This window comes from Nocardia sp. NPDC050713, assembly GCF_040654315.1.
Classification (GTDB): domain Bacteria; phylum Actinomycetota; class Actinomycetes; order Mycobacteriales; family Mycobacteriaceae; genus Nocardia.
Map to the genome: position 1 here is coordinate 428,275 of NZ_JBFAHS010000004.1, position 20,083 is coordinate 448,357.

A 20,083-nucleotide genomic window follows, 5' to 3' on the forward strand; every position below is an offset into this window, starting at 1 on the left:
AATCGGCGGCGCGTCTGCGGTAACCCTCACTGTGAGCCGAACAGCACTCCGGCACTCCGGAAGGACATGTACGGTTGGTAAGGCATACCTAAATACCTACTCTCCGGGAGGTTACCTTGGCACGCCCCCGCACTACCCTCACCGTGCTGCGTACCGAATGGCTGACCCCGCATCTGGTCCGCGTCCACTTCGGTGGACCGGGCTTCGCCGCGTTCCAGCCCAGCGAGTGCACCGACTCCTACGTCAAGTTCATCTTCCCGCGCGACGGCGTCGAGGTGCTGCGCACCTACACCGTCCGTTCGGTGGACGTCGAGGCCGGAGTGCTCGCCGCGGACTTCGTCTTTCACGGTTCCGAGGGCATCGCGGGCCCCTGGGCGGCCTCGGTGCAGCCCGGCGAGACCATCGACGCCTACGGTCCCGGCGGGGCGTACTCGCCGCGCGCCGACGCGGACTGGCACCTGCTCGCCGGTGACGAAGCGGCGCTGCCCGCGATCGCGGTCGCGCTGGAGGCGATGGCCGACGATGCCGTCGGCCATGCCTTCGTCGAGGTGTCGGGACCGGACGACGAGCTCGAGCTGGACAAGCCCGGGGGCGTCGAGCTCACCTGGCTGCACCGCGGCGCGCGGCCGACGGGCGAACTGCTCGCCGAAACCGTGCGGGCTACGCCGTGGCGGGACGGCCAGGTCCAGGTGTTCATTCACGGTGAGGCGCAGGCGGTGATGCACGACCTGCGCCGCTACATCCGCAGGGAACGGCAGGTGCCCGCGGAGTGGGCCGCGTCGATCTCGGGCTACTGGCGCAGGGGCCGGACCGAAGAGGGTTTCCGCGAGTGGAAAGCCGATCTGGCCGCCAAGGAGACGGTCGGGTCGGCGCGCGCCTAGTCTCCCCAACCGCTCATGGCAAGGATCGCGTCCCAAGTCAGGTAGGGCAGCTCCGGATGCCGCTGCCGGAGGATTTCGCCCGGCAGCGAGCCGGGCGGCGCCTTGCGCGGATTCGCCAGCGCCTGTGTTTCGACGGAGTCGGCGAGTGCCCGGCTGCCGCCGAGCCTGGGGTAGCGCGCGTGCACCAGGTCGGCGTAGCCGGGTGGAAAATCGGCCGGACTTGCGCCGATGTCCAGGCCGATGCCCTCCACCGCGATCCAGATCTCCGGTCGGCGTCGGCGTCGGTAGACGGGCGAATCGCTGAGGCCCGAGGTGTGCGCGGCGATCGCATCCCACACGTCGTCGACCCGGTCGTCGGTGACGCCGTTGTCCTCCAGGAAGCGGGCGGCGTAGTCCGCGCCGTCGACCTCGAAACGCTGGTCGCCGTTGGCGATCTCACCGAGGCCGATGTCGTGCAGCGCGCAGATCAGATACATCAGCTCCTCGTCGTAGCCGGTTCCGGGCGCGAGACCGTGCTGGGCCGCGACGGCGCGGGAGAACAGAAATCCGCGCACGCTGTGATTGCGCAGGTGCGGCGCCAGCTCGCGGTCGATCAACTCGCTCGCCTTGCGTGCCAGCGGCGTGGACGGCAGCGCGAGCGGATCCGCCTGTGCCAGCGCGTGATCGGCGGACCACGCGAACGCGACGGCCGCCGAAGCGGCGCCGAGGGCGGTGCGACGTGACATGGACATGGGTCTCCCCTGGTTCGATGAAATACGCCGTCGCGCCGCGAAATACGGCGCACGGATGGGGATTCAGCGCGCTGCGGCGCGGAATCTGTTGCGGTAGTCGGTCGGCGTGACGCCGAGCCGTTTGAGGAAGGTGCGTCGCATGGTCTCCTCGGAGCCGAGACCGCTGCGGCGTGCGACGGTCGCCACGCCGTCGTCGCCCGCCTCCAGCAGGCGCTGGGCCGACTCGATCCGGGCCCGCTCCACGTACTGGGCCGGGGTCATGCCGATTTCCTTGCGGAACAGCCTGGTCAGGTGACGTTCGCTCACCGCGGCGCGCGCCGCGAGCGCCGCCAGGCTGTGGTCGGCCGCGGGGTCGGCGACGACGGAATCCACCGCCGCGCGCAGTCCGGCCGCCCGCGGCGTCGCGATGCCGGTGTGCAGGCTGAACTGCGACTGGCCGCCCGGGCGGCGCAGGAAGATCACGAGGTGCTTGGCGATCGAGCGCGCCGCCTCGGCCCCGTGATCCTCCTCGACCAGCGCCAGCGCCATGTCGATGCCCGCGCTCACACCTGCGGAGGTGACGATCCGGCCGTCGCGCACGTAGATCGCGTCCGGTTGCACGGCGACGCGCGGAAATCGTTGCGCCAGTTCGGCACACGCCAGCCAGTGCGTGGTCGCCCGCCGTCCGTCCAGCAGACCCGCCTCGGCGAGCACGAGGGCGCCGGTGCAGACCGACGCCACGCGGCGCGCGCTCGGCGCGGCGGCGCCGACCGATCGCACCAGGGCCGGTGGCAGTGGACCGTCGACCGCGTAGCCCGGCACGAGCAGGGTGTCGGCGTGCGAGGCGAGTTCGTCGATCGAGCCCTCGACTCCGAGCGGCACGCCGACATCGGCGCGCACCGGCGCGCCGTCCGGCGAGGCGAATCGGACCCGATGCCCCGCCCAGTGCAGGACCTGCACGGGTCCGGCGACGTCGAGCAGCAGCACGCCCTCCGCGATCGCCACCACCACGTCGCCCCGGTCCTGTTCCATACAGCCAGTCTGGGCGGGGGCGTGCCTGTCCACAAGGACACGTAACCCTCGGATCCGGACCTAGGCCCTGTCTCGTTCGGCTTCCAGGTGCGGGCCCCGATGGCGTCCGTCCCAGTCGATCCATTCGTCGGCGTGCAGCCATCCCGGCGGTTCGGCGATCTTGTCGCAGCCCCCGCGGTAGATGTCGCCGCACACGAAGGCGATCGGCCGCCCGTCCGCGAACGCTGTCTCGAGCCCATTGCCGAACCGATCGACAACTACCGCATCCGTCACGCCGCCACCCTGTCCTCGCGTGACCACACGCCGAAAGCGCTTCTCGCGCAGAGGAAGTCGACGCCACCTGCACAGGCCGTCCAGGGGTTGAACTCGTCGGCCGAGGTTGACTCCGCCGAATCGGTTCGACCGGCGAACCCTCAGCGATCCACTGCGGCGGGTTCGCCTATCGGGCTCTGCGCGGGGCGATGGACGGTGCGGAAGCCGGGGAGGTGGCGGTCGACGGCGGGGATCATCAGTTGGATCAGCGGGCCGATGCCGAAGGCGTAGACGAGGGTGCCGAGGCCGACGCTGCCGCCGAGGAGCCAGCCGGTGACGAGCACCGTCACCTCGATGGTGGTGCGGATCGCCCGGACGGACCAGCCGGTGCGGCGAACCAGGCCAGTCATCAGGCCATCGCGCGGGCCGGGGCCCATGCCCGCGCCGATGTAGGCGACGGTGGCGGCGGCGTTGAGCACGACGGCCGCGAGCATGGCGGCGATCCGCACCGGCAGTGACTCCCACGTGGGCAACAGCCACAGCCCGACGTCCACCGACAACCCGATCACCACGATGTTGCTGACCGTGCCGAGCCCGGGGCGCTGCCGCAACGGAATCCAGGCGAGCAGAACCACCGCGCCGGTCACCGCGGTCACCGCGCCGAAGCTGAGCGGGACGTGCTCGGCGACGCCCTGATGGAAGACGTCCCACGGGTCGAGCCCGAGCCCGGCGCGCACCATCACCGCCATGGAGAACCCGTACATCCACAATCCGCTGTAGAGCGCGACCAACCGCCGAAGAAGCATTGGCTCAGCGTGACGATCACTGGCCTGGAAAAACAGAGCCAGTCGCCAATAACTGGCCCACTATGTGTCCCGTACTACCAGTCCACCAAATCACCCCGCGCGCGCTCCCCGAACGGCCGCGGGTTGGTGTAGGCCGCGCACAGAGCCTGCGCGCCCTCGCCTGGATGTGTGATGCGCCGGGCAGCGCGACACTTCCGGGATCGTCTCCGCGGAGCCGGGGCGCCCGGCTCGAGACGCACGCCGATGACCGTTGACGCCAGTCGCTACGGTGCGTCGCGTTGGTCGGTGGTGTCGGAAGTCGCGGCCGGAAGATGCTGCGCGCACACCGCTTCGACGAACTCGCCGACCGTTTGGTCGGGCATGCGGCGCGCCAGGTCGGCTTCGGTGATGATGCCGACGAGGCGGCCGCGCTCGGTCACCGGCAGCCGCCGGATCTGGTAGCGCTCCATGAGCGCGAGCGCGTCGCCGATATCCGCACCCGCGTCGATGGTGTGCAGTGCTTCCGCGCCCTGAGCCAGCTCACCGGCCGTCGTGGTCCGCGGGGTCTGGCCGAGGGCTATGCACTTCACGACGATGTCACGATCCGTGACTATGCCGACTGGACGACCTTCCCCGTCGCAGATCGGCAGCGCGCCCACATCCAGTTGGTGCATCCGCTGAGCCGCGGTCTGCATGGTGTCGCGCACGTTGAGACAGGCCACTTCGGAGTGCATGATCATCTGCGCGGTCGTCATCGCAGGTCTCCCTTCTTTGCCTCGAGATGTAGACAGGCAGTCCGCAGGTCGCGGTGCCCAGGACCTCGATAGGGCATACCCCCGAATCGGGTACTCACCGGTCGCGGACGGCGTTGTTCCGGAGCGGGCATGCGGTCCCCGGTGCCGACCAGCCCGTATGCCGGTGCGGGGCGCGCATGGTCGTTTCACATCGAGCGGATCGGAAGCCCGTAGCTGGCTGGTATCCGCGAGCGTCCCCGATGATGGTCGACTGGCTTCGCAGTCGGCTCGCAGCGGCCTGATAGTTGCGCGTTCAGTCCCGGTTGGCGGGCGGGTTCAGCTTCGACGCCAGCACCGCGGCCTGGGTACGCCGCTCCACACCCAGCTTCGTCAGCAGCCGCGACACATAGTTCTTCACCGTCTTCTCCGCCAAGAACATTCGTTGCGCGATCTGCCGGTTGGTCAACCCCTCGCCGAGCAACCCCAGCAGAACATGCTCCTGATCGGTCAGCCCCGCCAGCGGACCCGACTTGGCCTCGGCCTCCTCACGCAACTTCGCCATCAACGCGGCCGCGGCCCGATTGTCCAGCAGCGATTTGCCCGCGCCGACATCCCGGATGGCATCCACCAGGTCCGTCGTTCCGATGTCCTTGACCACATAGCCACTGGCACCGGCCAAAATCGCGTCCAGCATGGCCTGCTCGTCGGTGAACGAGGTCAACATCAAACACCGCAACTCCGGCCGCTGATCGAGCAACTCACGACACAACTCGATGCCATTACCGTCGGGCAACCGCACATCCAGCACCGCGACATCCGGCTGCAACGCCGGAATCCGCGCCAATGCCTGGGAGATACTGCCCGCCTCCCCCACAACGTCCATATCGGACTCGGCGCCGATCAAATCGGCCACCCCGCGCCGCACGATGTGGTGATCGTCCACCAAGAACACCTTGATCATGTCCATCCACCTCCACCAGCCATGCTCTCAGCGTACGAAGCTATCCGCCGGATCGGGCCGAAGGTGGACCTCAGCCTGGTGACCGAAGGCCCTCGAGCCAGCCGGGCGTCGGGTCAGACGCCTGCCCCGCGCCAGTTCAGCACCTCGAGCGCCACCGCGACGGACACGACGTTGTCGTCCAGTGGTCGCGGGAGGAGCTCTTGGGCACGGGCGAGTCGACGCAACAGCGTGTTGCGGTGCGTGTACAGGCGTGCCGCGGCGCGTGCGGCGTTGCATCGTTCCTGGATGAAGACCAGCACGCTCGCGCGCAGATCCGGATCGGCGAAGGCGAGGTCTCCCAGGGTGTTCCGGACGAATTCGTCGGCGTGGTCGGCGTCCTGGGTGAGCAGGGAAACCATTTGAACTGCCTCGAAACTGACCACGCGTTGCGCTGAATGCAGGCGCGCCACCATGCGCTGGGTGGTCAGCGCGTCCAGGTGGCTGCGCCGGAAACCGTCGAGCCCTTGTCCGAGGGGACCGATGGCGACGCGGACCGCCGGGATCGTCTCCATCGCCGCCTGTAATCGGCTCGGGTCGGGGGCGTGGGGGCCGGGAATCCAGACCCACAGGGTCGCGGCGCTGGCGATCACGGTCAGCGGACGCGAGGCTCCGGCCGTGCGGGCGAGGGCTTCGGCGGCGCGTTCCAGGTCACCCGGATCGGCGGTGGGGTCGGGGTTCCAGACGACGGCCGCGGTGTGGTGCTGATCGAGGTGGTAGCCGAGGCGGGCCTCGGCGCGCTGACGCGTGATGGGGGCGCCGTCGAGGATCAGCGCGACGGTCTCGCGTCGCTCGGCGTGGTTGCCGCGGGTCAGCTCCTCGCGCTCGAGCCGCATCTGTGCCCACACGGCGGCGATCGTCGTGTCGAGGAACCCGAACACCGACCGGGCGGAAACGTCGAGCAGTTCGCACAACTCCTCGTGGTCGGACGTCGCTTCGAAAGCGAGGGCCATCCACTTCCGCCATGCGGTGTTCTGGCCCATCCGATAGGCGTCCAGCGTCGACTCGTTGAGTCCGCGGCGCACCAGGTCCCGGGCGATACGCAGGGGTTCGGGATCGAGGTTGGGCGACACCGGCATCCCCGGATCGCGGATGTTCGCCGTCACCCAGTGCAGGAGGTTGGCGCGGTTCAGCCGACTCACCGTGGCACGTAGCTCGGGGTCGTCGGCGAACGCTCGCATGTTCACCGCCGACAGCGTCGCGTTGTCCATGTCGGTGATCCACTCCGGTGCGGCGTTCAGGGCGGCCTGAGCGCATCGGCTGATCAACTCACGCACGCGTTCGGACGGTTCTGGCCAGGACATGCGGCCATCGTACGACGTGGTCGATGGTGCGGATAGCACCACATATCGATGAATCTGGTGCTGATCGCCCTTGCGACAGTGAGCCCAGTCACAGGATTCTGTTTGACGGATCACCTACCGAAACAATCACGGAGTTCACCGATGCTTCGCTTTCCCGTCACAGCAGAGTTCGACCACGTCGACGTGTTGGTCGTCGGCGCCGGAATCTCCGGCATCGGCATGGGCCGCTATCTGGCGACCGAGCAACCGGGGCGGACGTTCGCGATCGTCGACGGTCGCGACGCGATCGGTGGGACCTGGGACCTGTTCCGCTACCCGGGCATCCGGTCGGACTCCGATCTGCACACCTTCGGATACGAGTTCAAGCCGTGGACCAGCGACAACGCGATCGCCGACGCGGACGAGATCCTCGACTACCTGCACGAGGCGGTCGCCGAGAACGATCTCGCTCGCCGGATCCACCTGGGGCACAAGGTGTTACGCGCGGACTTCGCGTCCGAGGACGCCCGGTGGACGGTCACCCTGCGGCGCACCAGCGACGGCGAGCAGTTCGACGTCACCTGCGACGTCTTGTTCAGCGCCGCCGGTTACTACGACCATTCCGGCGGGTACACACCGCGATTCGAGGGCACCGAGGACTTCGGCGGTCTGATCGTTCATCCTCAACAGTGGCCGCGGAATCTCGACTATTCCGGCAAGAAGGTCGTCGTCATCGGTAGCGGCGCGACAGCCGTGACGCTCGTCCCGGCGATGGCGGACCGCGCCGCCCACGTCACGATGCTGCAGCGCTCCCCGTCCTATGTCGTGCCGGTCCCGCGCCGCGACCCGATCGCCAACGCTTTGCGACGCCTGCTTCCGGACACCGTCGCCTACCGGATCACGCGCCGGATGAACACCGCCCGCCAGTCGCTGATCTACCACGGCAGCCGCCGCTATCCGGCCCTGGTCCGGCGCCTGATCCGCGGTCTCAACGCCCGCGCCCTGCCCGCCGGGTACGCGGTCGACACGCACTTCAGCCCGACCTACGACCCGTGGGATCAGCGGATGTGCATGGTCCCCGACTCCGACCTGTTCACGGCGATCTCGCGGGGCGAGGCGTCGGTCGTCACCGATCGCATCGCGCGGTTCACCCCGCGGGGAATTTTGCTCGAGTCGGGCACCGAACTCGAGGCCGACGTCGTCGTCACGGCCACCGGCCTGCGATTGCTGGCATTCGGCGGGATCGAGCTCCATGTCGACGGACGACAGATCGACATCCACGACAGCCTCGTCTACAAGGGCATGATGCTCGCAGGCGTCCCGAACTTCGCCTTCGCCATCGGGTACACCAACGCGTCGTGGACGCTGAAGGTCGACCTGGTCTGTGACCATCTGTGCCGGATGCTCGCCCACATGGATCGCCACGGCTACACCGCCGTCACCCCGCTCGGGGACCCGGCCACGCCGCGGCGACCGCTGTTCGACATGGCCGCCGGCTACATGCGACGCTCGGTGCGGCTGTTCCCACAGCACGGCTCGGACGGACCGTGGACGCTCGCGCCCAGCTACGCCGCCGATCGCGCCCGGTTGCGCAACGCTCCGGTGGAGCATCCGGCATTGCGTTTCACCACGGCACGCGCCGCGGCGGACGGCCCGGCCACCGAGGCAGCAGCGATCGCATGAGCACGCCCGCCTATCTCACCGTCGACGGCCTGCGCACCCGCGTCCGCGTCGACGGCGATCCCGACAACCCGCCCGTTCTCTTGCTGCACGGCATCGGGCGCAGTCTGGAGGATTGGGCGCCCCAATTCCAGCGGTTGGGCGGTGCCCACCGGGTGATCGCGGTCGATCTCCCCGGCTTCGGATTCTCCGACCGTCCACACGAGCCCATGACGCTACCGGTGCTCGCACGCGGGGTGGCCGACCTGCTCGACACCTTGGGTGAACGGCGGCCGGTGCACGTCATCGGGAATTCGCTCGGTGGTGCGGTCGCGTTGCGGCTGCTCGCGTCTCGCCCCGAACGCGTGGCGAGCCTGGTTCTCGTCGACAGCGCGGCCTTCGGCTCGGAGGTCACCGCCCTGCTCAAACTTCTGGCCCTGCCGCGCATCGGCAGGATCGCCACTCGCCGCACCACCCGCGCCGCCGCCGTCTTGACCGAACGCGCCATCTTCGCCGATCCGTCGTTGGCGACCAGGGAGCGAATCGACCACGCCCTCGCCATAGCCCGCCAACCCGACCGTGGCACCGTCATGCACGAGACAGCGCATGCGCTCGCGACCGGTCGGGGAGTCAGAGCCGAGTGGCGAGCCGAGCTGATGGCGGAGGTGGCCGCGCATCCCCGCCCCACCATGATCGTCTGGGGAGATCGCGATCGGATCCTTCCCGCGCATCACCTGACAGCGGCCCGCCGATTGATCCCGCACGCCGAGACCTTCCTGTTCGAGGGAATCGGCCACATGCCGCAGATCGAGTGCCCGGACGAGTTCGCCGCACTGGTGCTGGACTTCCTCGCCCGCACTACCAATCGCTGACCGCACCCGATCCCGCCGACCAGGCCCGGTAGCGCCGCTCCACCGCAGTGAAATCACAACCAATCAACCGAAGGGAATACCTATGTCCGTTCTCGACGAAGTCGCGGTGCTCGGCGCCGGAGTACTCGGCGGGCAGATAGCCTGGCACTCGGCCTTCAAAGGGAAAACCGTTGTCGTCTACGACATTTCCCAGGAGGCGCTGGACCGATGCCGGGTCGCTCATGAGCAGTACGCGGCGATCTACCTCGCCGAGGTCGGCGCGTCGGAGAGCGACATCGCCGACACTCGCGCGCGGCTGACCTACACGACCAGCCTCGCCTCGGCGGTGTCCGCCAAGGATCTGGTGATCGAAGCCGTCCCCGAGATCCCCGAAGTCAAGACCCAGGTGTATCGCGATATGGCGGGTTTGCTGGATCAGCACACGCTCATCGCTACGAACTCCTCGACCCTGCTGCCACGCGATTTCGCCGAGGCCACCGGCCGTCCCGACAAGTACTGCGCGCTGCACTTCGCCAATCTGATCTGGGCGCTCAATGTCGCCGAGGTCATGGCGCATCCCGGCACGGCCGACAGCACACTGGTCGCGATCACCGAATACGCGATCGAGATCGGGATGCTGCCGATACCGGTCGGCAAGGAACAGAACGGCTACGTCCTCAACACCTGGTTCGTGCCACTGCTGCACGCCGCACAAACGTTGGTCACCAACGGCGTCGCCACCCCGGAAGACGTCGACCGATCGTTCCTGATCGCGAATCCGGGAGCTTCGCGCGGCCCGATGGCGATGCTCGACGTTGTCGGCATGAAGACCGCGCACGACGTGATGCGCTATTGGGGCGGCGTACACGGGGATCGGCAAATGATCGCCAACGCCGACTATCTCGCGCAGAACTTCCTCGACCGGGGCCTGCTCGGCATACAGACCGGCCGGGGTTACTACAGCTACCCCGACCCCGCCTACAGCGATCCCGGATTTCTTGCCGTCCCCGACATCTCCGACGCCGTCGAAATCGCCACTCGCGCTCGGCTCACCTAGCAGCGACGTCAGGACGGCTGCGGCGACCAGCCAACCCCATCACCTCGTCCCGACCCATTCTCGATCGAGAGGTACTCCGACAATGTCGACGAAGACAGTGCCAACCCTCGCACCAGCCGGTGAGCGCGTCGTACGCCTCGATCCGGTTCGCCGAGTCCCTCGAAAACGTGGGCCGCACGGCACGAGGAAGGTGAACGGCGTGATGGGCAGAAACCTGGCGAGTGTAGTCGCCGTCCTCGCTCTGCTCGTCGGCATGCTTTCCGCGTGCGGCAAGAGTGACAGCACCGAGACGGGCGAGCGCTCCGCTGCCGAGCTCGCGGCGGCGGCCGTCGATGCCTACATCTACGCGTACCCGCTGGTGACGATGGAGTACACCCGACGGGGGTTCACCAACGTCGCGTCTCCCGACGGCAGCCACGCGCCGCAGGGGCAATTCGTCCGCAAACGCGAATATCCGGACGCGCAATTCCGGGGTGTCACCGCCCCCAACGCCGACACCCTGTACACCACGGCATGGTTCGATGTAGCCAAGGAACCGTGGATCGTCAGCGTGCCCGATATGGGTGACCGTTACTACCTGTTGCCGATGCTCGACGGCTGGACCAACGTGTTCGCCTCTCCGGGCAGCCGCGCCACAGGCACCAGGGCCCAAACCTTCGCGATCACGGGGCCGAACTGGAAAGGCACCCTGCCCGCCGGTGTCACCGAGTACAAGTCGCCGACCGACATGGTGTGGCTACTCGGTCGTATCTACTCCACCGGCACCCCCGAGGACTACGCGGCCGTGCATGCGTTGCAGGACCGGATCACCGCGGTGCCGCTGTCGTCCTACGGGCAGCCGTACACCCCGCCGCTCGGCACGGTCGACCCGGCGGTCGACATGAAGACCGCCGTCCGCGATCAAGTCAACGCGCTGGACGGGGCGTCCTTCTTCGAACTGTTCGCCGACCTGCTCGCGACCAACCCGCCGTCCTCCGACGACGCCGCGATGCTCGCCACACTGGGCGAACTGGGCATCGTGCCCGGCCGGGACTTCGACGCCACCACACTCGATCCGGCGGTGACCAAAGCCATCGCCGACGCACCGCAATCCGCGCAGGCCAGAATCATGGCCTGGACGAAGGACGGCGTGGCCGCCGGTGACATCTCGTTCCAGAACGGCTGGCTGTTCACCACCGAAACCGGCCAGTACGGCACGAACTACGTCCACCGCGCCTACATCACCGCCATCGGACTGGGTGCCAATCTGCCACAAGACGCCATCTATCCCGTGTCGGAGGGGCCGAGCCCGACGCAGACGTACAGCGGCGCCAACAAATACGTCATGCACTTCGACAAGGGACAACTGCCGCCTGCCAAGGGCTTCTGGTCGCTGACGATGTACGACGCCAACTACTTCTTCGTCGCCAATCCGCTCAACCGATACACCTCGAGCGCGCGCGACCCGCTGAAGGTGAATCCGGACGGTTCGGTCGACCTGTACATCCAGGCCGACTCCCCGGGTGCGGACAAGGAATCGAACTGGCTCCCGGCGCCCAAGGATCGGTTCAACCTCATGTTGCGGATGTTCTGGCCGACAGAGAATTCGCCGTCACTGCTCGACGGAAGCTGGAAAATTCCGGCGGTCGTCCAAGTCGCCGCGTAATCGCTCGCCATACACATCCCCTCGGTAGCTGGATCCTCTACCGGCACCGAGGGGGTACACCCAGAACTTCCTTTCGGCCCGCATCCCACGCGGGCCGACGCTCAACCCTGCCCGAAACCGCAGAAAGAACAATAAAAGCAATGCGCGTCAAGAAGATTCTGCCCGCCGCTCTTATCGCAGGCACGATACTGACGTCCGCGCCAGCGGTCGCAGCACCCGCCGGCGACATGTCCACGGATCTCGGACCCGGTGTGCACTACACCGCCTACCGGGAGGGGAACGCCGCGGTCATCGCCATCGACAGCGGCAGCCTCGTCATCGAGGACGGCCGATTCCAGATCCGGTCCGACAAAGGCGATCTGCTCGCCGGTATTCCGCTGGAATTCAACCTCGACGACATCGCCTTCCCCATCGACGCCCGAATCGACGGCCGCACAGCCACACTCACACCCGCGCTGGATCCCGCTCGCGCGCATTACAAGCCCGCCGCCGTGCCCTTCGAGGATCAGGCCCCCTGGAAAACGCCCTACGACAGGGAAGTCGCGGCCTGGGCCCGGATGACATCCACCATCACCATGGGAGCAACCGCCGGTGCGATCGTCGGTGCCGTCGGCGCCGGTGCGATCGGCTGTCTCCTCGGCGGCGTCACCGCTGGGGTCGCGACCGGGCCGCTGGCCCTGCTGTTCGGCGCGGGACCACTCGCGGGCTGCCTCATCGGCGCGGCCGCGCTCGCCCCCCTCGGAGTCCTCGGCGGAGCGATCTTCGTCGGCGCCCCGGTCGCGACGGCAGCAGTCATCCAATACCTCACGACCGTCAACTCGCCCTTCCCCGCCCCCGCCGCCCCCAAGTAGCACACTCCGGGTCCGAGGATTCGTACCGGCGTCGACGGGCAGTCGGCGTCGGTACAACTCGCTCGCCAACAGCGGAGCAGAGTGAAGTGAACGGTAGAGACGCGACGAGCCTGGACGATTCGAGGCAATCGTGATTCCCGGCGCGGGGCCGGAGTCACTAGGGTCCTTGGTCGTAGCGGTTCGAGAGTGCGGCCGGACGGCCGGGGAGGAGTACTACCGATGGGGAATCCGATGCCGCCGGGTCAGCCGGGTGGGTACGGGCCGCAGGGCCAGTCGAATCCGAATCAGGCACACGTGAATCCGCAGCAGAGTCAACCGCATCCCTACGTCGGTCAGCCGTATCCCTACGGCGCACCGCCGCCCGGCGCACCCGCTCCGGTGCCGCACGTACCCGGTTACGGTCCACCGGGCCGACCGGCGAGCGGCGGCGCGATGGAGCGGGTCGCGGGCGGTCTGCTGCTGGTCACCGCGTTGCTCGCCATCGTCTTCCGCGTAACCAACGCGTTCTCCTCGAGTTCACGTTTCTTCTGGTCCGACATCATGCTCGTGCTGATGATCCTGCTCGCGATCCTCACCGGTATCTGCGCGCTCGCCGGGATGGGCGCGCGCTATCCCGTGCTGCGCGCGCTCGCGGCGGTGGCCGCGGGCATGCTCCTGTCCGGCACGGTGGAAGCGACTCTCAACGCCGCACAATTCGAATTCCTCTTCGAGGACACCGTCTGGTTGTCCATCCCGTGCGCGCTCGCCGCCTTCGCCGCCACCCTCGCGACGGTGATCGCCGCCGCGACGTCGCGAACGCCGCCCACACCCGGAATCCCCGGCGGCCAGGGACCGCACCAGTACCCGCCCCCGCGCTAGCGTCAGTATCCGGTGTCGCGGCGACGGAACCCGGCGAATCCGGCGACCAGTCCCGCCGCGGCCACCGAGGTGATCGCCAGTATCGGTGCGGCGGTGACCGTTTCGAGTGGCGCCTTCGGAATGTGTGTGAACGGCGATGCCTTGTCGAACCAGGCGGGTAGGTCGAAGGCCGCCGTGAACAGGAGGGCCACCGCACAGTAGGCGAAGACCGTCCACGCCAGCGGGACAGCCGCCTTCGGCAACCAGCCGCAGCCGATCGTCGCGATCGCGACGATCGTCCAGACCGCGGGCAGGTAGACCAGCGCCGCCCCGGTCATCCGTAGCGGCTGGACGGCGTCGGCGATCGTCAGACCGTAGGACAGCCCGACGCCGAAGCCACCGCAGGCCAGCACGAATCCACCGCCGACCGTCGCGACGGTGAGGTGGCTGGTCAGCCAGTGCGCTCGGCTCACCGGTGCGGCCAGGATCGGCTCCGCGCGGCCCGCGGTCTCCTCCCCGCGGGCACGCAGCACACTGGTGATGCCGAACGCGGCGGCGAGCAGCGCGGTGATCGAAACCGCAAGGGACAGATAGGAATCCACCGCTTCGGTCGCGCCGCCAGGAAGATACGCGGCGATTTCGGGGTTGTCGGTGAGATAGTCCTCGATACTCTCGGCGAACGAACCGTAGGCCGTGCCCAGCGCGAAAACACCTACCGTCCATCCCGCCAGTGACCCGCGTTGCAGCCGCCACGCCAAACCGAGCGGTGACCGCAGCGCCCAGGAGGCACTCGCACGCCCCGTGCCGTAGGGCAGTAGGCCCGCGCCGAAATCACGCCGGTCGAGCAGCAGGAACGCGACAGCGGTGAGTATCGCGGTCGCGGCGGCGAACAGCAGTACCGTCCACCACCGGTCGCCCGCGTACGGGTAACTGCGCTGGCCCCATCCAATGGGCGAAGTCCAGGAGGCCACACCATTGCCGACATCGCCCACGGCACGCGCCACGTACGCGGCCGCCAGAGCGAGCCCGACCGCCCCGTAAACACTGCGCGGGTTCTCGAATACCTGCGCGGCGACGGCGGTGACAGCGGCGAAGGTGACACCGATCCCCGCGGTGACGACCCCGAGCAGCAGCGACCCAGCAACCGGGAGCCCGGTCCCCGCCGCGGCGGCGAAGACCACCAGCGCCACGGCGATATCGGCCAGCCCGGCCACACCGAGCGCGGCGACCGGCGGCGCCCAGCGTCCCACCGGCGCCGAACGCAGCAATTCCGCCCGCCCGGTTTCCTCCTCGGAGCGAGTGTGCCTTCCGATGAGGAACATGTTCAGCAACGCGACCACGACCGCCAGGTAAGCGAAGATCTCGAACACGATTTCCCCGCCGATCGTGTCCAGCAGCCGGGTCGGCCCGGCCATGGCGATGGTGGCCGCGCTGCCGCTCATCGTCTCGCGCAGCTGAGCGAGCTTCTGTGGCGTGTCGTAGAAGCGCTGGCTGGCCAGGGACTGAAAGGCGAGGAGCGCGCCAACGCCGAGCAGCCAGCACGGCAGCGACAGTCGCTCGCGCCAGAGTGCGAACCGCACCAACGTCCCCACACCGGAGATGTTCCTCTGCGGTGTCGCGGAGGCGGTCACGGCTCGTCCTTTCCAGGCTGCACCGGGGCGGGGCCGTAGTGACGCAAGAAGATGTCTTCCACGGTGGGGGGTGTGCTGGTGAGACTGCGCACGCCCAGCTCGGCGAGTATCCGCATCACCGTCTCGAGGTGCGCGGCGTCGACGGCGAGCTTGGTCCGGGTGCCGTTGCGAACGAGATCGTGCACACCCGGTACCGCCTCCAGATCCGTTGCCGCCCTGATGGTCTCGACAGTGATGATGGTGCGGGTCAAATGCCGGAGTTCGGACAGCGTGCCGGATTCCACCGTGCGCCCGCGGCGGATGATGCTCACCCGATCACACAACGCCTCCACCTCCGCGAGAATGTGGCTGGACAGCAGCACGGTCCGGCCCTCGTTCTTCGTCTCGGCGATACAACGCTGGAACTCGGCCTCTTTCAGCGGGTCCAGGCCGACGGTCGGTTCGTCGAGCAGCAGCAATTCCGCATCGGAAGCCAGCGCCGCGACGAGCGCGACCTTCTGCCGGTTGCCTTTGGAATAGGCACGCGCCTTCTGCCGGGGATCGAGATCGAACCTGTCCAGCAGTTCGGCACGACGCCGCGGGTCGATGCCGCCGCGCAGGCGCCCCATCAGATCGATGACCTCGCCACCGGTGATCCCCGGCCACAAGACGACCTCACCGGGCACATAAGCCAGGCGAGCGTGCAGCGCGACCGCGTCGGTCCACGGATCGCCACCGAGCATGCGCACCCTCCCCGAGTCCGCGCGCAACAGCCCCAACAGGATCCGGATCGTCGTCGTCTTGCCCGAACCGTTCGGCCCGAGAAACCCGTGAATTTCACCGGTGCGCACGGTCAGGTCCAAGCCGTCGAGAGCTTTGGCCGCACCGAACGATTTCGTCAAGGCTGTGATCGAGATAGCGGCCTCGGTCATAGCGACATCCGCATCGGTCGCGGCGCCGACAGAGACACGGTCTTGCGCAAAGTCAGCGGCATCAGGTCGAAGTGCATCGCCGTCCTCCCGGTGCGGGCCTCGCGTAGGAACACAATTCTGCCCGTTTCGAGGCCCCGCCGACCCGAATCGATCCGGAAGGCGCCGCCGCGAAGGCAGCAGTTCCGTCCGGAATCAGCGTTCTGTCGTGTCGTCCGGTGTCGTGGGTCGCGGGTTACCGGCGCCGTTCACCGATACCACGGGCAGCGGTACCGACCACCGGATGACGGTGCCGCCGCCAGAGGCTTTGTCGGCGCTGAAGCTGCCGCCTTCGCGGGTCCGGGCGGCCATGTTCGCCAGGCCGCTCCGGCGGGAGAGTTCGTCGGGCAGGCCGATGCCGTTGTCGGTGACTTCCAGGACGACGTCGTCGCCGATGGCGATCTTGACCGACACTGCCGTGGCTCGGGCGTGGCGCACCACATTGCTCAACCCCTCGCGCAGCACCGCTTCCAGGTCGTCGAACATGGCGGGGGTCAGTACCGATACCGGTCCGGCCATGCGGATGGAGGTGCGCAGGTCGGTGTCGGCGGTCATTTCCGCGACCACGGCGTGCAGGCGTTTGCGCAGGACCGGCGCCTCGGCGGCGGTGCTGGAGTGCAGGTCGAAGATCGAGTGGCGAATGTCCTGGACGATGGTTTGGACATCGTTGATGGTGTCGGTGAGGCGGGCTTTGATCTCTGGCGTGCGGGCGCGGGCCACGGTGCCTTGCAGGGAGAGCCCGACGGCGAAGAGCCGCTGGATGACGTGGTCGTGCAGGTCGCGGGCGATGCGGTCGCGTTCGGAGACCACGTCGAGTTCGCGCATGCGGCGCTGGGTGTTGGCCAGCTCCAACGCCAGCGCCGCCTGGTCGGCGAAGCCGCTCATCATCGAATGCCCCGCCGCGTCGAGTGCGGGCACCTCGGCCGAACGCAGGATGGTCAGCACGCCGATGACCGACTGCCCCGCCCGCAGCGGCAAGGTCAGCGCGGCACCGTACTTTCCTGGCGAATCGAGCTCCGCGACACCGCCGGGTTCCGCGGCGGGCACGTACTGCTGGTCACGGAACGCCGCGCCCGTGCGGGACCCGTGCACCGGAATCCGCTGTCCGACGAGTTGCTGGGCGTCGAGCCCGGCCGCCGACACGACCACCAGTTCGCCGACGTCCTCCGAGGGCATGTCCGGGTCCTCGGGCAAGGCGAGATAGGCACACGCCGACGCGGTCACCGTCAACGCGCGTGCGGTGATCAGTTCGAGGACTTCGTCGGGGTCTCCGCCGGCCAGCACGACCGTCGCCACATCCTGCGTCGCTTCCAACCATTGCTGGCGGATCCGCGATGCCTCGTAGAGGCGGGCGTTGGCGATGGCGATGCCCGCCGCGGCCGCCAACGCTTGCACGACGACCTCGTCGTCCTCGGTGAACTCCAGGCCACCGGCCTTCTCGGTGAGATACAGGTTGCCGAAGATCTCGTCACGGACCTGGACCGGGACGCCGAGGAAGGTCTTCATCGGCGGGTGATGAGCGGGGAAGCCCACCGAGGACGGATGGGCGGACATGTCCGCCAACCGGATCGGTTTGGGCTGTTCGAACAACAACCCCAGCACCCCGTGCCCGCGCGGCAGATCACCGATCAGCACGCGCGTGCGGTCATCGATGCCTTCGTAGACGAACTCCACCAGCTGGTGGGAGTTCTTGTCGGTCTCGCGGACACCGAGCGCACCGTAGCGGGCATCGACCAACTCGATCGCGGCGTGCACGATCGTGCGCAGCGTGTTGTCCAGGTCCAAGCCCGCGGTGACCACCAGCATCGCCTCGATGAGCCGGTCCATCTGGTCACGCACACCCACGATCTCCGCGATGCGCTCCTGGACCTCACCCAGCAGCTCCCGCAGCCGTGATTGGGCCAGGGCTCCGATGACGGGAGACCTGTCGTCGGAGCCGTCGTCGGCCGATGGACCTCGCATACCCAGCATTCTGGCACCCCCGCACCACCGCGATGGCGCGATACCCACCACCGCCTACGCCGGGGCGGCCGCCCAGCTGTCCGGCCCGAAGACTTCGTAGTGGATGTTCCCGGCGGCGACGCCCTTGCCCAGTAGCGCCTCGCGCATGCCGAGCATGAAAGGCAGTGGCCCGCAGAGGTATACGTGGGTGTTCTCGGCGATGGTGATCTCGCCGAGGTCGGCGCGGCCTTCCCGGAGTCCGTCTTCGGGGCGGCGGGCGCCGAGGTCCTCGTACCACCGGTGCATGATCGCCAACGGCAGCCGGTCGACGAGCTCGGCCAGCTCGGCGCGGTGGGCGTGGCTGGCGGGCGCGCGATCGGCGTGGATCACCGAGATCGAGCGCGGGTCGGCGGTGTCGGCGAGGTGGCTGAGCATGCCCATCATCGGGGTGCATCCGATACCCGCCGAGATCAGCAGCAGCGGCGCGTCGTCGTCTTGCAGGACGAGATCACCGAACGGGGTGGTGACGTCGAGCACGTCGCCTTCGAAGACGTTGCGGTACAAGAAGTTCGACACTTCACCGGCCGGGGCGACCGAGCCGTCCGGCAGAGTGTGCGCGTCGACCCGCTTGACGGTGATGCGCCAGTCCCCGCTCGACGGCGCCGAGGACAGGCTGTACTGACGGATCTGACGCGCACCGTCCGCAAGGTGAACGCCCACCGACAAGTACTGCCCCGGCGAAAAGGACGGCAGCGGCGCGCCATCGAGGGAGGTGAGCACGAAAGAGACCGCGTCGGCCGACTCGTGGCGACGCTCGCGCACACGCACCTGCCGCCACACGTCACCGTCGGCGACACCCGCGGCCCGGTACAGCCCGGCTTCCATCGCGATCAGCGTCTCGGCCATCAGCCAGTACACCTCGTCCCACGCCGCGGCGACCTCGGCGGTGACAGCGTCACCGAGAACCGCCACGATGGCCTCGAACAGATACTTGTGCACGATCTGGTACTGCGCGGGCTGAATTCCCAAGGAGGCGTGCTTGTTCGCGATCCGCGACAAGATCAGGTCGACACGAGCCTGATCGGGTTCCAGTTGCAGCGCGGCGAAGGCCGCGATGGCGCCGGCGAGCGCCTTCTGCTGCCCGCCCTGCTTCTGGTTGCCGCGATTGAACAGGTCGCGTTCGAGTTCGGGATGGGCGGCGAACATCTTGCGGTAGAACAGCGTCGTGATGTCCTCGATAGCGGCGCCCACCGCGGGCAGGGTGGCGCGGATGGTCTCCGTCGTGGTCGCCGAGAGCATGTCATTCTCCATTCGTCGCGGAAATCTCGGAGCTCGTCTCGCCCACCCGAGGTAGAGCGAGAAGTACTGTGCGCGTGGGAGTTCGGGTGAGGTCTTCGATGGTGAGGGCGTCGAGGGACTCGAAGAAGGCTTCCTGGGCACGGCGCAACGCCGAGCGCAGCAGGCAGCCCGCCCGCAGCGGACACGGATGGGCACCCTCGCATTCGACGACTTCACCCTCGCCTTCGAGACGACGCACCAGCCAGCCGACCGAAGCGGTGCGCCCGAGCTCGGTGATGGCCAGACCGCCGCTGCGCCCGCGGCGCGCGTCCACGACCCCGAGTTCGCCGAGCCGGGTGATCACTTTCGCCACGTGGGCGTAGGACACCGCCAGCTCGTCGGCGATCTCGCGACTACCGGGACGATCACCATCGCCGACCACCGCGAGTCGCATGACGACTCGCAGTCCGAGGTCGGTGAACCGGGTGAGTTGCATGCCCCGAACCTACGATAATTCGCATCCTGGATACCAATTTTGTGAGCGGGATAACCAGGGGGTCCCCGGCGCAGTGGTGCGAGTCGCACTCGTGTGCCGCCGGTCGGGTAGCGGGGTGATCGGGAGGGCGCGCAGCAGCCATAGTGCTTAGAGGATGGTCTTGCGCGGCTGTGGGTGACCAGAGCCGGGATGCCCCACCGCGAAGGACTTTGTGCC

The 20,083-nt window shown here is 68.0% G+C and carries 19 protein-coding genes; 7 read left to right on the forward strand and 12 right to left on the reverse strand.

The annotated features are described in order from the left end of the window. Positions 1–116: 116 nt before the first annotated feature. A complete protein-coding gene (locus AB0H49_RS10935) occupies positions 117–881 on the forward strand; it encodes a siderophore-interacting protein (protein ID WP_355002902.1) in 765 nt (254 codons plus the stop codon). Here the strand turns inward: AB0H49_RS10935 and AB0H49_RS10940 are convergent. The 7 genes from AB0H49_RS10940 to AB0H49_RS10970 form a co-directional block, all read right to left on the reverse strand. Continuing rightward, complete coding sequence (locus AB0H49_RS10940) at positions 878–1,612, reverse strand: HD domain-containing protein (RefSeq protein ID WP_357249875.1); 735 nt, start codon at positions 1,610–1,612, stop codon at positions 878–880. The genes AB0H49_RS10935 and AB0H49_RS10940 overlap by 4 nt on opposite strands. Before the next feature lie 63 nt (positions 1,613–1,675). Further along, on the reverse strand, positions 1,676–2,623 hold the full coding sequence (locus AB0H49_RS10945; RefSeq protein WP_357249878.1) for a DJ-1/PfpI family protein: 948 nt from the start codon (positions 2,621–2,623) through the stop codon (positions 1,676–1,678). Positions 2,624–2,683: 60 nt separating this feature from the next. Then, positions 2,684–2,896 carry a hypothetical protein gene (locus AB0H49_RS10950; RefSeq protein ID WP_357249881.1) on the reverse strand — a complete coding sequence of 71 codons (213 nt, stop codon included), beginning with the start codon at positions 2,894–2,896 and terminating at the stop codon, positions 2,684–2,686. Positions 2,897–3,036: 140 nt separating this feature from the next. Beyond that, the gene (locus AB0H49_RS10955) at positions 3,037–3,681 is read right to left on the reverse strand and encodes a hypothetical protein (protein WP_357249884.1); all 645 of its coding nucleotides are present in this window, start codon (positions 3,679–3,681) and stop codon (positions 3,037–3,039) included. 263 nt (positions 3,682–3,944) lie between these two features. Next, a complete protein-coding gene (locus AB0H49_RS10960; RefSeq protein ID WP_355002907.1) occupies positions 3,945–4,415 on the reverse strand; it encodes a CBS domain-containing protein in 471 nt (156 codons plus the stop codon). 292 nt (positions 4,416–4,707) lie between these two features. Next, positions 4,708–5,355, reverse strand: coding sequence for a response regulator transcription factor (locus tag AB0H49_RS10965; RefSeq protein WP_357249887.1), 648 nt, complete (start codon positions 5,353–5,355; stop codon positions 4,708–4,710). A 113-nt stretch (positions 5,356–5,468) separates the two neighbouring features. Continuing rightward, the gene (locus AB0H49_RS10970) at positions 5,469–6,695 is read right to left on the reverse strand and encodes a PucR family transcriptional regulator (RefSeq protein WP_357249890.1); all 1,227 of its coding nucleotides are present in this window, start codon (positions 6,693–6,695) and stop codon (positions 5,469–5,471) included. Between the two features lie 141 nt (positions 6,696–6,836). On the opposite strand from AB0H49_RS10970, the gene AB0H49_RS10975 reads away from it, so the two are divergent. The 6 genes from AB0H49_RS10975 to AB0H49_RS11000 all read left to right on the forward strand — a co-directional run bounded on the left by AB0H49_RS10975 (position 6,837) and on the right by AB0H49_RS11000 (position 13,595). Then, the gene (locus AB0H49_RS10975) at positions 6,837–8,357 is read left to right on the forward strand and encodes an NAD(P)/FAD-dependent oxidoreductase (protein ID WP_357249893.1); all 1,521 of its coding nucleotides are present in this window, start codon (positions 6,837–6,839) and stop codon (positions 8,355–8,357) included. Further along, positions 8,354–9,205, forward strand: a complete 852-nt coding sequence (locus tag AB0H49_RS10980) for an alpha/beta fold hydrolase (RefSeq protein WP_357249896.1) — start codon at positions 8,354–8,356, stop codon at positions 9,203–9,205. The genes AB0H49_RS10975 and AB0H49_RS10980 overlap by 4 nt, the downstream gene beginning before the upstream one ends. Before the next feature lie 82 nt (positions 9,206–9,287). Beyond that, complete coding sequence (locus AB0H49_RS10985) at positions 9,288–10,241, forward strand: 3-hydroxyacyl-CoA dehydrogenase (protein WP_355002912.1); 954 nt, start codon at positions 9,288–9,290, stop codon at positions 10,239–10,241. Positions 10,242–10,443: 202 nt separating this feature from the next. Continuing rightward, positions 10,444–11,886: a DUF1254 domain-containing protein gene (locus AB0H49_RS10990; RefSeq protein WP_357250081.1), complete on the forward strand. Its 1,443-nt coding sequence runs from the start codon at positions 10,444–10,446 to the stop codon at positions 11,884–11,886. A 227-nt stretch (positions 11,887–12,113) separates the two neighbouring features. Then, positions 12,114–12,737 (forward strand): hypothetical protein, encoded by a 624-nt coding sequence (locus tag AB0H49_RS10995; RefSeq protein ID WP_357249899.1) that lies wholly within the window; start codon positions 12,114–12,116, stop codon positions 12,735–12,737. Positions 12,738–12,956: 219 nt separating this feature from the next. Further along, entirely contained in the window at positions 12,957–13,595 is a 639-nt protein-coding gene (locus tag AB0H49_RS11000; protein WP_357249902.1) for a hypothetical protein, read from the forward strand. 2 nt (positions 13,596–13,597) lie between these two features. Here the strand turns inward: AB0H49_RS11000 and AB0H49_RS11005 are convergent, their stop codons facing one another. The 5 genes from AB0H49_RS11005 to AB0H49_RS11025 all read right to left on the reverse strand — a co-directional run bounded on the left by AB0H49_RS11005 (position 13,598) and on the right by AB0H49_RS11025 (position 19,867). Next, the gene (locus tag AB0H49_RS11005) at positions 13,598–15,205 is read right to left on the reverse strand and encodes an ABC transporter permease (protein ID WP_357249905.1); all 1,608 of its coding nucleotides are present in this window, start codon (positions 15,203–15,205) and stop codon (positions 13,598–13,600) included. Next, positions 15,202–16,116 (reverse strand): ABC transporter ATP-binding protein, encoded by a 915-nt coding sequence (locus tag AB0H49_RS11010; RefSeq protein WP_357249907.1) that lies wholly within the window; start codon positions 16,114–16,116, stop codon positions 15,202–15,204. Before AB0H49_RS11010 ends, AB0H49_RS11005 begins: the two co-directional genes overlap by 4 nt. Before the next feature lie 192 nt (positions 16,117–16,308). Beyond that, on the reverse strand, positions 16,309–18,114 hold the full coding sequence (locus tag AB0H49_RS11015; protein WP_357249910.1) for a GAF domain-containing sensor histidine kinase: 1,806 nt from the start codon (positions 18,112–18,114) through the stop codon (positions 16,309–16,311). A gap of 54 nt (positions 18,115–18,168) precedes the next feature. Then, positions 18,169–19,392, reverse strand: coding sequence for a globin domain-containing protein (locus tag AB0H49_RS11020; RefSeq protein ID WP_357249913.1), 1,224 nt, complete (start codon positions 19,390–19,392; stop codon positions 18,169–18,171). A 1-nt stretch (position 19,393) separates the two neighbouring features. Then, positions 19,394–19,867: an Rrf2 family transcriptional regulator gene (locus AB0H49_RS11025; RefSeq protein WP_355002919.1), complete on the reverse strand. Its 474-nt coding sequence runs from the start codon at positions 19,865–19,867 to the stop codon at positions 19,394–19,396. Positions 19,868–20,083: the final 216 nt, after the last annotated feature.

Bases quoted from the DNA above. Each gene is read 5' to 3' on its own strand.
- AB0H49_RS10985 (WP_355002912.1), top strand. From the start codon at position 9,288: ATGTCCGTTCTCGACGAAGTCGCGGTGCTCGGCGCCGGAGTACTCGGC.
- AB0H49_RS11015 (WP_357249910.1), bottom strand. From the start codon at position 18,114: ATGCGAGGTCCATCGGCCGACGACGGCTCCGACGACAGGTCTCCCGTC.
- AB0H49_RS11010 (WP_357249907.1), bottom strand. From the start codon at position 16,116: ATGACCGAGGCCGCTATCTCGATCACAGCCTTGACGAAATCGTTCGGT.
- AB0H49_RS11000 (WP_357249902.1), top strand. From the start codon at position 12,957: ATGGGGAATCCGATGCCGCCGGGTCAGCCGGGTGGGTACGGGCCGCAG.
- AB0H49_RS11020 (WP_357249913.1), bottom strand. From the start codon at position 19,392: ATGCTCTCGGCGACCACGACGGAGACCATCCGCGCCACCCTGCCCGCG.
- AB0H49_RS10975 (WP_357249893.1), top strand. From the start codon at position 6,837: ATGCTTCGCTTTCCCGTCACAGCAGAGTTCGACCACGTCGACGTGTTG.
- AB0H49_RS10940 (WP_357249875.1), bottom strand. From the start codon at position 1,612: ATGTCCATGTCACGTCGCACCGCCCTCGGCGCCGCTTCGGCGGCCGTC.
- AB0H49_RS10995 (WP_357249899.1), top strand. From the start codon at position 12,114: ATGTCCACGGATCTCGGACCCGGTGTGCACTACACCGCCTACCGGGAG.
- AB0H49_RS10980 (WP_357249896.1), top strand. From the start codon at position 8,354: ATGAGCACGCCCGCCTATCTCACCGTCGACGGCCTGCGCACCCGCGTC.
- AB0H49_RS10945 (WP_357249878.1), bottom strand. From the start codon at position 2,623: ATGGAACAGGACCGGGGCGACGTGGTGGTGGCGATCGCGGAGGGCGTG.
- AB0H49_RS10970 (WP_357249890.1), bottom strand. From the start codon at position 6,695: ATGTCCTGGCCAGAACCGTCCGAACGCGTGCGTGAGTTGATCAGCCGA.
- AB0H49_RS10960 (WP_355002907.1), bottom strand. From the start codon at position 4,415: ATGACGACCGCGCAGATGATCATGCACTCCGAAGTGGCCTGTCTCAAC.
- AB0H49_RS10990 (WP_357250081.1), top strand. From the start codon at position 10,444: ATGGGCAGAAACCTGGCGAGTGTAGTCGCCGTCCTCGCTCTGCTCGTC.
- AB0H49_RS11025 (WP_355002919.1), bottom strand. From the start codon at position 19,867: ATGCAACTCACCCGGTTCACCGACCTCGGACTGCGAGTCGTCATGCGA.
- AB0H49_RS10955 (WP_357249884.1), bottom strand. From the start codon at position 3,681: ATGCTTCTTCGGCGGTTGGTCGCGCTCTACAGCGGATTGTGGATGTAC.
- AB0H49_RS10965 (WP_357249887.1), bottom strand. From the start codon at position 5,355: ATGATCAAGGTGTTCTTGGTGGACGATCACCACATCGTGCGGCGCGGG.